Source organism: Herbaspirillum sp. CF444, from assembly GCF_000282135.1.
Lineage (GTDB): Bacteria > Pseudomonadota > Gammaproteobacteria > Burkholderiales > Burkholderiaceae_D > Herbaspirillum.
The window spans coordinates 19,906-31,820 of record NZ_AKJW01000115.1 but is presented as its reverse complement, the minus strand read 5'-3'; the positions used below and the strand labels follow the sequence as shown (position 1 = coordinate 31,820).

Here is an 11,915-nt window from a genome sequence, read left to right as displayed (position 1 = left end):
AAACATGAGCCAATACGATTACGATCTGTTCACCATCGGCGGCGGTTCCGGCGGCGTGCGCGCCAGCCGGTTTGCGTCGCAATACGGCGCGCGCGTGGCGATCGCAGAGAGCAAGGATCTCGGCGGCACCTGCGTCAACGTCGGCTGCATCCCGAAAAAACTGATGTCGTACAGCGCGCATTTCCATGAGGATTTTGCCGACGCTGCCGGCTTCGGCTGGACGGTGGGAGAGAGCCGCTTCGACTGGCAGGCGCTGATCGCCGGCAAGGATAAGGAAATCGCCCGTCTCAACGGCATCTATCGCAAGATCCTCGACGGCGCCAAGGTCGACATCGTCGAAGGCTATGCCACCGTCGAAGACGCCCACACCGTCAGCGTCAATGGCAAGCGCTACACCGCCGCGCACATTCTGGTCGCAACCGGCGGTCATCCGACCGTACCGGATATCCCGGGCAAGGAACTGGGCATCGTGTCCGACGATTTCTTCCACCTGACCGGATTGCCGAAGCGCTCGGTGGTGCTGGGAGGCGGCTACATCGCCGTGGAGCTGGCCTCCATCCTCAACGGCCTCGGCAGCGACGTCACGCTGGTGTATCGCGGCAAGCATCTGCTGCGCGGCATGGACAGCGAACTGGGTGTTTTCCTCGCGGAAGAGATGCGCAAGAAGGGCATGAAGATTCTGTTTGAAAACAATATCGAAGCGCTCAAGGCCGCCGGCGACGCCAGGCAGGTCACATTGACGGACGGCACCGGCATGGAAGCCGATTGCGTGCTGTTCGCCACCGGCCGTCACGCCAACACGGCCGGCATGGGCCTGGAAAAAGCGGGCGTCGTGCTGACCGATAAAGGCGCGGTCAAGGTCGACGACAATTTCATCTCCAGCGTTCCCTCTATCCACGCCATCGGCGACGTGATCGACCGCGTCGCCTTGACGCCGGTTGCTTTGGCAGAGGGCATGGTCGTGGCGGCGCGCCTGTTCAACAAGGGCGGCAAAGAGATGTCTTACGCGAATATCCCGACGGCGGTGTTCAGCCATCCCAATGTCGGCACCGTCGGTCTCAGCGAAGAAGATGCGCGCAAGCAGGTCGGCGAGGTACGCATTTTCAAATCGGAGTTCAAGGCGCTCAAGCATACGCTCAGCGGCAACGGCGAGCGCACGTTCATGAAGCTGGTGGTCGATGCGCAAAGCGACCGCGTGCTCGGCGTGCACATGGTCGGCGCGGACGCCGGCGAGATCGTGCAGGGTTTTGCGGTGGCCTTGCAATGCGGCGCCACCAAGGCGCAGTTCGACGCCACGATCGGTATTCACCCGACGTCGGCGGAAGAGTTCGTCACGATGCGCACGCCCGTGGCATAAATATCGTAAGCTTGTCGCAGAGGCCGGCGGCCCTCTGCGAGCGTTTAGCGCGAAAGGCTGTAGCCGATGCGGAACTGCGGCGTCGACTTCTGGTTATACGTCAGCAGGCTTTCGCCATAACCGTAAAAATAACTCGCCATCAAATAACCGGCGGTGCCGGGAATCAGTTTTGAAACCGGATACGACAGTATCGAGTCGACGCTGCCGGTATTGCTGCGCGTGCCCTTGCGCAGCGTCGTCGAAAACTCCACGCCATCCGGTTTGCCGACCGCCAGCTTCAAGTCTGCATGGCCGCGGTATTGGCCGATGTCCGGGTTGTCCGACAGCGGGCCGAGGTAGGTGTAGACCTTGGGCGAAATGCGGAATTGGTAGTTGTTCAGATTGCCGAAGGTCAGCGTCGGTTGCACAAAGAAGATATTCAGGCCGCGCGACGCGGGGCCGTCGCGGCCGTTCGACTCATGTTCCAGTCCGGTCGCAATCGACATGCGGCCCAGCACGCTGTTGCGGATGCCCACGTCCGGCAGGTAGTAGTACAGGCTCGGCCGATAGTTTGTGTCGCGGAAGGGCGAGGACGGACTTTGCAGATCCCATAGCGAAAACTGGGTATAGCCGAAGTAGAGATTGTCGATCAGCCCGCGCGAACGCATGTCGTCGGGCTGGAAGATGCGAAACTTGAAACTCAGCTGGAATTTGGCGTTGCGATTGCCGCCGCTGTTGCCCACCGCGAAATACATCGGTTCGTTGAGCGACAGGCGGGGGATGTTGATCAGGTCCTCCGCCGCCGGCGCGATGCCGATCGGACTGGCGTTGGCGCCCGGCGTGATGACGGAAGCCGACGGCGTCGCGGCGCCGCCTTCGACGGAGGTGGCGGTGCTTGCAGCGCTTGCGTCGGCAACTTGCTCATGACCCGGCTTGGCGCGCACGACGGCGACCAATACCGGCGAAGCATCGATGCCGACGGTTTCAATGCGCACGACGCCGCGCAGGTATTTGGGCAGCTCCGCGCTGTAGGTGACTTTGCGGAATTCACCGCGTCGCAGGGTGAATTGTCCGGGGCCGTCGCCATCGCGCTTGAGGTGTACCTGCACCGGCGGCGTCATGTCGGCCGACGCGGCGATCACCAGGTCGTCGGGCAGCGCGTAGGCCTGCGACGCCTGTTCTTCTTCGCTGACCATCAGCGTCAAGATAAACGGTTTGTTGCCGTCAATGATCTTGGGCGGTTGCAATACGGAGATACCGGCCACCGCGCCATGCGTGAGCGTCAGCGCGCCTGCTGCGAAAAGCGCCTGTCGCAATAATGACCGCGATGGCGGCAATGGCGGCAATGGCGGCAATGGCAGTGATGGCAGTGATGGCAGTAACGTGGCGGAAGTTTGTTTGGATAACGGTAAATATGGAGCGGCAGGCGTTTTGGTCATTGTTTGTCTTATTTGTCGATTTAATACGTATGCGGAAACGAACATTTGCCATATGGAGTGATTTCGATAGGGAAAGTTGCTCGAATCCGACGAATCATACGTGGAAGTATCCAAAGGTCGCCGTTTTGGTGGTTTCTTCGAATTAGAACGGTCGTTCTGCGGGATAATGTGGATAAGCTACGCAGATAGTCACGCAAAAAGTTGTTTTTTAGTTAGTTCTCATCTCATCATGTTATCCGCTTCTTACGATAGTTTGCTCGTTGCACTGTCCCTGCTGGTCGCAGTCCTGGCTTCTTACACCGCCCTGGACATGACCGAGCGGATCAATTCGACGCGCGAGTATGCCGGTCGTTCCTGGCTGTTCGGCGGGGCGGTTGCCATGGGTATCGGCATCTGGTCGATGCATTTCGTCGGCATGCTGGCTTTCCGCCTGCCTATCGATCTCGGTTACGACCCGTGGATCACTTTCCTGTCTTTGCTGATCGCCATCGCGGTTTCCGGTTTTGCGCTGTGGATCGTCAGCCGTCCAGAACTGCCGTTGCTCCGCTTGCTCAGCAGCGCGCTGGCGATGGGCCTGGGCATCGCGGCCATGCATTACACCGGCATGGCCGCGATGCTGATGAACCCTGGCATACGCTACGATCCCTGGTGGTTTGCCGCTTCCGTGTTCATCGCCGTGGCTGCCTCCGCCGCGGCGCTGTGGATCGCCTTCCGCTTGCGCAAGAACACGCCGCACGTCAAATTCGCGCGCGCCGGCGCGGCCGTCGTCATGGGCATCGCCATCGTCGGCATGCACTACAGCGGCATGGCCGCAGCCAATTTTCCCGACGGCAGCATCTGCCTCGCGGTCAGGGACGGCGTCAGTCCGGGCTGGCTGTCCATCCTCATCATCGTTGTAACGCTGGCGGTGCTGACGATCGCGCTGCTGATCTCGCTGCTCGACGCGCGCCTGGAATCGCGCACTGAAAAACTGGTGCGTTCCCTGGCCGAGGCCAACGAAGAATTGACGCACCTGGTGTTGCACGACAATCTGACCAAGCTGCCCAATCGCACCTTGCTGGAAGACCGCCTCAACCAGGCGATCCACAAGGCGTCGCGCGAGCAGGGGCACTTCGCGCTGATGTTCTGCGATCTCGACGGATTCAAGGCGATCAACGATTCTCTCGGCCATCACGTCGGCGATTTGCTGCTGGTGGAAGTCGCCAGGCGCATCGCTTCCGTCATGCGCGCGCAGGATACGGTGGCGCGTCTGGGCGGCGACGAATTCGTCATACTGGCGGAGTTGAAAGAACCCGACGATGCGATGGAGATCGCGGACAAACTGGTCAACATCGTCAACGAGAATTTCCACATCCAGAAGCACGATCTGCGCGTCTCGGCCAGCATCGGCATCGCCATCTATCCGGAAGACGGCAGCAACCGCCATGACTTGGTGATCAACGCCGACGCCGCGATGTATCACACCAAGCGCGCCGGACGGAACGGCTACCATTTCTTCGAAGCGTCGATGAACGTCAATGCGCACAACCAGTTGCAATGGCTGCAGGATCTGCGCATGGCGCTGGAGCGCAAGGAATTCATCTTGCACTACCAGCCAAAATACAATTCGCCGGACGGTCCCGTGCTGGGTGCCGAGGCGCTTCTGCGCTGGCAGCATCCGACGCACGGACTGGTTGGCCCGGACGAGTTCATCGGCCTGGCGGAGCGTTCCGGCCTGATCGTGCCGATCGGCGAGTGGGTGCTCAATGAAGCCTGCCGTCAGATGAAGGAATGGTTCGATCTCGGACATCAGGACTGGACCATTGCCGTCAATTTGTCGGCCCTGCAATTTGCCCATGCCGATCTGATCGACCTGGTCAAGGACACGCTGGCGCGTCACGGCTTGCCGGCGCGTTGCCTGACGTTGGAGGTCACCGAGTCGACCGCCATGCATGACGCCGAGAACAGCCTGAAGACCCTGCAGCAGATTGCCGACCTCGGCGTGGACATTTCCATCGACGATTTCGGCACCGGCTATTCGAGCCTGCTGTATCTGAAGCGTCTGCCCGCCAACGAACTCAAGATCGATCGCGGTTTCGTGCGCGACCTTTCGGACGGCAACGACGACGCGGCAATCATTTCCGCCATCGTCGCGCTGGGACGCACGCTGAACCTGCGCATCGTCGCCGAAGGCGTGGAAACGGTAAAACAACAGAACTTCCTTACTTCGGTCGGTTGCGATGCCTTGCAAGGGTATTTGATGGGACGTCCCATGACGCCGGAAAAATTCATCGAAGCGACGTCGACCCTGCAAAACAAAACCGTCCAGCCGCTCTGATGTTCTGCTGATCCTTTCCTCCGGTTTCTCCGAGCGGAGTTTTCCCCACTGCCGCAGCATCATGAATGCTGCGGTGCGATGCCGTCCCGGCCTGTGTTGCCGGGCATCAATGCAAGCCGTGCAAGCCATGAACAGACACGGCACTCAATCGCTGTTCTCCGAATTCAATCTCCGTTCTTGGGGCCAATATGGGCGGTAGGTGCTCGTCGTGCCGTCAATAAAATCAATATCGCCTGTCTTTAAGAAAGCGTCAGGAGGGGAAATGAATATCATCGGGAATATGAAGATCGGCAAGCGTCTGGGGTTGGGATTCGCAGCGATTTTGGGTTTGTCCATCGTCATTGCCGGCATCGGCGTATGGCGTTTGCAAAGCGTAACCAACGCGACGCAGGCCATGATGGACGTACCGCTGGCCAAGGAGCGCATGATCGGCGACTGGTACCGGTACACCTATGCCGGGATTCGCCGTACGACGGCGGTCGCCAAAAGTTCGGATCCGTCGCTGAGCGCCTTCTTCAGGCCGGAAACCGAAGAAGCCACGCGCATTGCGGGCGAACTGCAAAAGAAGATTTTAGCCTTGCTTGCCAGCGATCAGGAAAAGCAGCTCTACGAAAAAATCATGTCGCTGCGCAAAGTGTATTTGTCCACGCGCGACGTGATCTACAAAGCCAAAGCCGAGCCCAATCCGGATCCGGCGATGATTGCCTCCGTATTGGAGAAAGAGTATTTGCCGGCGGCGAAACTGTATCAGACGGGAGTGGAAGACCTGCTTGAACTGCAGCGCAAAACCATCAATGAACTCAATCAGCATGTTGCGGAAATCGCCTCGCAAAGCGCCGACCTGCTGATCGTGCTGGAAGTGCTGGTGCTGGCAATGGGCATCATGTGCGCCTGGTATCTGACGACCGGCATCACGCGTCCGCTCAATACCGCCGTCGACATTTCGCGCCGCGTCGCCGAAGGCGACCTGTCGGTGGAAATCACCGTCGGCACCAAGGATGAAGCCGGCCAGCTGCTGCAGGCGCTCAAGGACATGAACGTCAGCTTGCGCAACATCGTCGGCAACGTGCGCACCGGCACCGATACGATCGCCACTGCATCCAGCCAGATCGCCAGCGGCAATCTTGATTTGTCTGCGCGTACCGAGCAGCAGGCCGGTTCGCTGGAAGAAACCGCCTCGGCGATGGAGGAGTTGACCTCGACCGTGAAACAAAATGCCGACAATGCGCGTCAGGCCAATCAACTGGCGGTGTCGGCGTCGGAAGTCGCCGTGCAGGGCGGCAGCGTGGTCGGCAAGGTGATTGCGACCATGAGTTCGATCAACGAATCGTCGAAGAAGATCGTCGACATCATCAGCGTGATCGACGGCATCGCTTTCCAGACCAATATCCTTGCGCTCAATGCCGCGGTGGAAGCGGCGCGCGCCGGCGAGCAGGGCCGCGGCTTTGCGGTCGTCGCGTCGGAAGTGCGCAGCCTGGCGCAACGTTCCGCGGCAGCCGCCAAGGAGATCAAATCGCTCATCGACGACTCGGTGGAAAAAGTCGGCACCGGCAGCAAGCTGGTGGAGCAAGCCGGATCGACCATGGAAGAAGTGGTCGCCAGCGTCAAGCGCGTGACCGACATCGTCGGCGAGATCAGTTCGGCCAGCCAGGAACAAAGCACCGGCATCGAAGAGGTCAATCGCGCCATCACGCTGATGGACGAGAGCACCCAGCAGAACGCCGCGCTGGTCGAACAGGCCGCCGCTGCTGCGCAATCCATGCAGGAGCAGGCCGGCAAGCTGGCCCAGCTCGTCAGCGTGTTCAACATCACCAGCACCGGCAGCCTGGGCGCGCCGGCGGGATCGAATTCGCGTCGCACGATTGACATCAATCCTGCGCCGCGTCTGGAGTAGTCGGGGAAGGTAGAGGGGAAACTTCGGGGGAAGGGGAGCCAGGCCGTCGTTACGCTATGTAGCGACGGCCGGTTTTTTTATGCAGGGCATTCGGCCTGATATTGTTCGTTGACGCGCAAGCTCTTGCGGCGTGCTTTTTCCAGATTTTTGACGGTGGCGGTGCGCAGGTCTTCATCCGCCCATTTCTTGCGTTGCGCCAGCAGGGTGCATTTTCGTTTCTGTTTGTCTTCCACCAGTTTGGCGCGCGCGGCTTCGCGTTCGGCTTTCTGCCGTGCCTTGGCTTGCTGCTTGTCGGCCCTGGCACGTTCATGTTCCAGCCGTTGCGATTGCGTCTTGTCTCCGGCGGCTTGCGTCGGAGTTCGAGCAATGCCGGCGCCGCTTTTGCCGGTATCGACGTTGAGCGTTTTGCCGTCGGCGCAGGCGGCGTCGCTATAGGTCACTTTGCCATCAGCTTCGCATTTGTAGATCGCCCATGCCGGCGCTGCGACAAGCAGGCTGAAGGACAAAGACAGGGCAGCGGACAGCAAAGGCAGGGATGCATGCAACATGAAAAAACTCCGATAAAAACAGGGTGGCCGAACAACTGTCCCCTTCGGAGGCATCGGCCGGAGAACCTCCGGAGCCGGCAGCGATCAGGCGACAGTCAGATGACTTTTCCTGGATTCATCAGCGCGTGAGGATCCAGCGCCTGTTTGATGGCGCGCATCAGTTGTAGTTCTACCGGCGATTTATAGCGCAGGATTTCTTCGCGCTTGAGTGCGCCCAGGCCGTGTTCCGCCGAGATCGATCCGCCGAATTTGTCGACGCTGTCGTGCACCGTGCGATTGATTTTTTCTTGCTGGGCGATGAAGTCGGTATCCTGCACGCCTTCGGGCGGAGACACGTTGTAGTGCAGGTTGCCGTCGCCCAGATGGCCGAAGGTCACCATGCGGCAGCCCGGTGAGGTCGCTTGCACCAGCACGTCGGTGACGCGGATGAATTCACCGATGCGCGAGATCGGCACCGAGATGTCGTGCTTGATGTTCTTGCCTTCGTGCGCCTGCGCCATCGAAATGTGTTCGCGCAATTGCCATAGCGACTTCGATTGCGCAATCGACGTGGCGATGACGGCGTCGTCGATCAGTTCCCGTTCCAGCGCGTCGCCGATGACGGCTTCGAACATGTCGGCGGCGTGCGCTTCCGATTCGCTGTCCGACAGTTCCAGCAGCACGTATTGCGCATGCGGCCGGTCGAACGGGGCGCGATGCGGCGGGAAATGTCTGGCCACCAGTTGCAGGCAAAAATCCGACATCAGTTCGAAGCCGGTCAATGCCGCGCCGCAGCGTTCCTGCGCCAGGCTGAGCAGGCGCAGCGCGTGGTCCGGCGTGCGCAATGCCGCGAGCGCGGTGACTTGCGCCTTTGGTTGCGGGAACAGTTTGATCACGGCTGCGGTGATGACGCCCAAGGTGCCTTCCGCGCCGATGAAGAGGTCGCGCAGGTCGTAGCCGGTGTTGTCCTTGCGCAAGCCGCGCAGGCTGCTCATGACGTCGCCTTGCGGCGTGACGACTTCGACGCCCAGGCACAGCTCGCGCGTATTGCCGTAACGCAGGACACCGGTGCCGCCGGCGTTGGTCGACAGGTTGCCGCCGATGGTGCAACTGCCTTCGGCGGCCAGCGACAGCGGGAACAGGCGCTGTTCGGCGGCGGCGGCCTGCTGGATGTTTTGCAGGATGCAGCCGGCTTCGACCGTCATGGTGTTGTTGACCGGATCGACGGCGCGGATGCGGTTGAGCCGCGTGAGCGACAGCAGCACCGCGTCGCCGCTGGTGTCGGGCACGCTGCCGAGCACCAGGCCGGTGTTGCCGCCTTGCGGCACGATGGGTACCCGATGCTGATGACACAGTTTGACGACGGCGGCGACTTCTTCCGTGCTGCCGGGCCTGAGCACCGCCAGCGCCTTGCCGGTATGGCGTCCGCGCTGATCGGTCAGGTAGCCGGCGGTGTCGGCGTCGTCCGTGAGGACATAAGCGGTGCCGATGGCGGTGCGGCAGGCCTGCAGGAAGGTTTCCGGTGATGCTGCCGTCATGGAGATCCTCTGAAAATTATTGCGAGGCCTTTTGGATGGCCTGGCGGGCGATTTCCTTGGCTGCTTTCTTGTAAGGGCGCAGGTAGAGGATGGCGCACAAGAAATAGACGCAGCTCAGCGCGACTTCGACCCAGCCCAGCGTCACCGACATGGCGACGCGGTCGCTGGTGGCGCGCACGATGCCTTCGGTAAAGTACAGCAGGATCAGCATCGACGACCATTGCATCGTGTACACGTCGCGCTTGAGCACGCCGCGCAGCGGGAACAGCAGCGGAATGACCTTGAGCACCATCCACGATCCGCCCGGTCGCAAGGGCGCCAGCGCCAGTTCCCAGGCCACGCACAGGACAATCAGCGCCACCAGACTGATGGCGGCGCCCAGATGGAAAAAGCGGAACCGTTGCGTGCTCATTCAAGCCTCCTGCAATTTGATGGCATTTTGTGCGAGGCGCCGGCCCAGTGCGATGGCCAGCGCGCGGGTATCGTCCGAAATCGCCTGGTTGCCGTTGACGCCGGCCCAGTGGCTGGCGCCGTAGGGCGTGCCGCCGGTGCTGGTGGTCATCAGCTCTGGCTGGGTATAGGGCAGGCCCATGATCAGCATGCCGTGGTGCAGCAAGGGAATCATCATGGACAGCAGCGTCGACTCCTGGCCGCCGTGCATGCTGCCGGTGGAGGTGAAGACGCAGGCGGGTTTGCCGGCCAGCGCGCCGGACAGCCATTGCGGCGCCGTGCCGTCCCAGAAGTATTTCATCGCCGCAGCCATGTTGCCGAAACGGGTCGGTGAGCCGAGCGCCAGGCCGGCGCATTGTTCGAGGTCTTGCAATTCGACGTAGGGCGCACCTTCCTTCGGCACATCGGGTTCGGTGGCTTCGGTCACGGTAGAGACCGCCGGCACCGTGCGCAGGCGCGCGTCGCAGCCGGGCACGCTTTCCACGCCCTGGGCGATCAATTCGGCCAGTTTGCGGGTGGAGCCGTGTCTCGAATAGTAAAGGACCAGAATCGTTGTATTGGTTATGTTCGCCATGTTGGTATTATAGGGGTCTTTAATTCTCAGTTGCACGGGTTGAATACTCGCGTTCGCGCATGAGGAACCCGGCGCATGACGGATGGTCTCTAGCATCTGTCGTGATTTTGATTGCCCCATTTTGCTTACCTTTTTTAAACCTATGCAGGGCTTGTCTCGTACCCAGTTGCGTGATTTGTTCCGGTTTGCCGTCAAACGGCTGAGCGACGATCGCTTGCCGCAAGTGGCAGGCAGTCTGACGTTTACCACCATCCTGTCGCTGGTGCCGCTGCTGACGATTGCGCTGGCGATCTTCACTGCTTTTCCATTGTTCAGCACCTTCCGTTCGGCGCTGGAGGCGTATTTCGTCCAGAACCTGATGCCCAAGGGCGTGGCCAACACCATCCTCGGCTACCTCAACCAGTTTTCGTCGAAGTCGGCGCGTCTGTCGGCGGTCGGCGGCGTGGCGCTGATTGTGACGTCGGTGCTGACGATGGCGACCATCGACCGCGTGTTCAACCAGATCTGGCGCGTGAAGAAATCGCGCCCGCTGTTGCAGCGCATTCTGGTCTACTGGGCCATCATCACCCTCGGCCCTTTGCTGATCGGCGTGTCGATCAGCGTGACGTCCTATCTGTATTCCGCCACCAATGGCGTGGTCACCAGCGTGCCGCTGATCGGCGCGAGTTTCTATACGCTCATTTCGGTGCTGCTGACGACCAGCGCATTCACGCTGTTGTATATCGCCGTGCCGAACCAGTGGGTGGACTGGCGCGACGCCGTCTGGGGCGGTTTGCTGGCGGGCGTGGCGGTGGAAATCGCCAAGCGGCTGTTTGCCAGTTACGTCATGAAATTCCCGACCTACACGATGGTGTACGGCGCCGTGGCGGCCTTGCCGATTTTCCTGCTGTGGATCTACATGCTGTGGATGATCACGCTGGTGGGAGCCTTGCTGACGGCGGCGTTGCCGATCGTGCGCTACGAGCGCTGGTGGCATGTCGCCTCGCCCGGCAGCGAGTTCGTCGACGCCATGAAGGTGCTGAAGATTTTGCACGACGCCCGTGCCAACGGCGAATCGGCAACGGTGGACGTGGCGCTGCTGCGCACGCATACGCACATGGGACTGGAAGAGTTGCAGAACCTGCTGCAAAAGATGCTCGATGCGGGCTGGGTCGGTTCGCTCAAGAGCGAGGCGCCGAAGAAATCGGCCTGGAACAAGCGCCTTGTGGACGGCCTGGATCGCTGGACCTTGCTCATCAATCCCGAATTCCTGAAGCTGGTCGACGTCTATCGCCTGTTCGTTTTCGATAGCGCTGCACATGCGGAGGAAGACCGCATGCTGATCAATCGCGTCGATGCCGCCGTCGCGGCGGTGCTGGACCAGACGCTGGAATCCTACTTTTCAGAAGGGCATGGGGCGCCGGATTTGCGCGAAGTGAGTTCGACCGGGATGATCGTCGGTCGTTAGGCCGGCTTCTCCTTCAGAACGAAATCTGCCCGGTCAGCAACTGCCAGTACATGACCCAGTCGCCCATGAAGGAATACAAGGGGTGGCGGAAGGTCGCCGGCTGGTTCTTTTCGAACCAGAAATGGCCGACCCAGGCAAAGCCGTAGCCGCATAGCGCGGCGGACAGCAGCCACCACAAATTGTGCGTCAGCAGCATCAAGGCCAGGCACAGCAGCGCCAGCGTGGAACCGGCGAAATGCAACTGGCGGCAAGTCCGGTTGGTGTGTTCGCTCAGATAGTCGGGATAGAAGTCGTCGAAGCTGGCGTATTTTTCATGTTGCAGGACGGTAGGCATGCTTGTCTCCTTTGCTCTCATGGATTCAGGGTAGGCCGTCCATGGGGTCTAATCAATGA

11 protein-coding genes are annotated in these 11,915 nt (G+C 60.6%); 5 read left to right on the top strand and 6 right to left on the bottom strand.

The window, feature by feature from the left end; all coding sequences use genetic code 11:
- Positions 1–4 precede the first annotated feature (4 nt).
- A complete protein-coding gene (gene gorA / locus PMI16_RS23440; RefSeq protein WP_007884211.1) occupies positions 5–1,357 on the top strand; it encodes a glutathione-disulfide reductase in 1,353 nt (450 codons plus the stop codon).
- Positions 1,358–1,401: 44 nt separating this feature from the next.
- On the opposite strand, the gene PMI16_RS23435 is transcribed toward gorA, so the two are convergent.
- The gene (locus PMI16_RS23435; protein WP_237719937.1) at positions 1,402–2,601 is read right to left on the bottom strand and encodes a phospholipase A; all 1,200 of its coding nucleotides are present in this window, start codon (positions 2,599–2,601) and stop codon (positions 1,402–1,404) included.
- A 10-nt stretch (positions 2,602–2,611) separates the two neighbouring features.
- On the opposite strand from PMI16_RS23435, the gene PMI16_RS26595 reads away from it, so the two are divergent.
- The 3 genes from PMI16_RS26595 (at position 2,612) to PMI16_RS23425 (ending at position 6,986) form a co-directional block, all read left to right on the top strand.
- Positions 2,612–2,836, top strand: a complete 225-nt coding sequence (locus PMI16_RS26595) for a hypothetical protein (RefSeq protein ID WP_237719936.1) — start codon at positions 2,612–2,614, stop codon at positions 2,834–2,836.
- A 168-nt stretch (positions 2,837–3,004) separates the two neighbouring features.
- A complete protein-coding gene (locus tag PMI16_RS23430; RefSeq protein WP_007884200.1) occupies positions 3,005–5,092 on the top strand; it encodes a putative bifunctional diguanylate cyclase/phosphodiesterase in 2,088 nt (695 codons plus the stop codon).
- 262 nt (positions 5,093–5,354) lie between these two features.
- Positions 5,355–6,986 (top strand): methyl-accepting chemotaxis protein, encoded by a 1,632-nt coding sequence (locus PMI16_RS23425; protein WP_007884198.1) that lies wholly within the window; start codon positions 5,355–5,357, stop codon positions 6,984–6,986.
- Between the two features lie 77 nt (positions 6,987–7,063).
- Here the strand turns inward: PMI16_RS23425 and PMI16_RS23420 are convergent, their stop codons facing one another.
- The 4 genes from PMI16_RS23420 to wrbA form a co-directional block, all read right to left on the bottom strand.
- Positions 7,064–7,534, bottom strand: coding sequence for a hypothetical protein (locus PMI16_RS23420; protein WP_007884195.1), 471 nt, complete (start codon positions 7,532–7,534; stop codon positions 7,064–7,066).
- Positions 7,535–7,629: 95 nt separating this feature from the next.
- Positions 7,630–9,051 carry an FAD-binding oxidoreductase gene (locus tag PMI16_RS23415; protein ID WP_007884194.1) on the bottom strand — a complete coding sequence of 474 codons (1,422 nt, stop codon included), beginning with the start codon at positions 9,049–9,051 and terminating at the stop codon, positions 7,630–7,632.
- Positions 9,052–9,067: 16 nt separating this feature from the next.
- On the bottom strand, positions 9,068–9,463 hold the full coding sequence (locus PMI16_RS23410) for a DUF2069 domain-containing protein (RefSeq protein WP_007884193.1): 396 nt from the start codon (positions 9,461–9,463) through the stop codon (positions 9,068–9,070).
- Complete coding sequence (gene wrbA, locus PMI16_RS23405; protein WP_034382040.1) at positions 9,464–10,075, bottom strand: NAD(P)H:quinone oxidoreductase; 612 nt, start codon at positions 10,073–10,075, stop codon at positions 9,464–9,466.
- Between the two features lie 142 nt (positions 10,076–10,217).
- On the opposite strand from wrbA, the gene PMI16_RS23400 reads away from it, so the two are divergent.
- The gene (locus PMI16_RS23400) at positions 10,218–11,522 is read left to right on the top strand and encodes a YihY family inner membrane protein (RefSeq protein ID WP_007884190.1); all 1,305 of its coding nucleotides are present in this window, start codon (positions 10,218–10,220) and stop codon (positions 11,520–11,522) included.
- Between the two features lie 13 nt (positions 11,523–11,535).
- On the opposite strand, the gene PMI16_RS23395 is transcribed toward PMI16_RS23400, so the two are convergent.
- A complete protein-coding gene (locus tag PMI16_RS23395; RefSeq protein ID WP_007884188.1) occupies positions 11,536–11,856 on the bottom strand; it encodes a DUF962 domain-containing protein in 321 nt (106 codons plus the stop codon).
- Positions 11,857–11,915 lie beyond the last annotated feature (59 nt).

Excerpts from the sequence above, each read along its gene's own strand:
- gorA (WP_007884211.1), top strand. The coding sequence starts at position 5 with ATGAGCCAATACGATTACGATCTGTTCACCATCGGCGGCGGTTCCGGC.
- PMI16_RS23430 (WP_007884200.1), top strand. The coding sequence starts at position 3,005 with ATGTTATCCGCTTCTTACGATAGTTTGCTCGTTGCACTGTCCCTGCTG.
- PMI16_RS23425 (WP_007884198.1), top strand. The coding sequence starts at position 5,355 with ATGAATATCATCGGGAATATGAAGATCGGCAAGCGTCTGGGGTTGGGA.
- PMI16_RS23420 (WP_007884195.1), bottom strand. The coding sequence starts at position 7,534 with ATGTTGCATGCATCCCTGCCTTTGCTGTCCGCTGCCCTGTCTTTGTCC.
- PMI16_RS23415 (WP_007884194.1), bottom strand. The coding sequence starts at position 9,051 with ATGACGGCAGCATCACCGGAAACCTTCCTGCAGGCCTGCCGCACCGCC.
- PMI16_RS23410 (WP_007884193.1), bottom strand. The coding sequence starts at position 9,463 with ATGAGCACGCAACGGTTCCGCTTTTTCCATCTGGGCGCCGCCATCAGT.
- wrbA (WP_034382040.1), bottom strand. The coding sequence starts at position 10,075 with ATGGCGAACATAACCAATACAACGATTCTGGTCCTTTACTATTCGAGA.
- PMI16_RS23400 (WP_007884190.1), top strand. The coding sequence starts at position 10,218 with ATGCAGGGCTTGTCTCGTACCCAGTTGCGTGATTTGTTCCGGTTTGCC.
- PMI16_RS23395 (WP_007884188.1), bottom strand. The coding sequence starts at position 11,856 with ATGCCTACCGTCCTGCAACATGAAAAATACGCCAGCTTCGACGACTTC.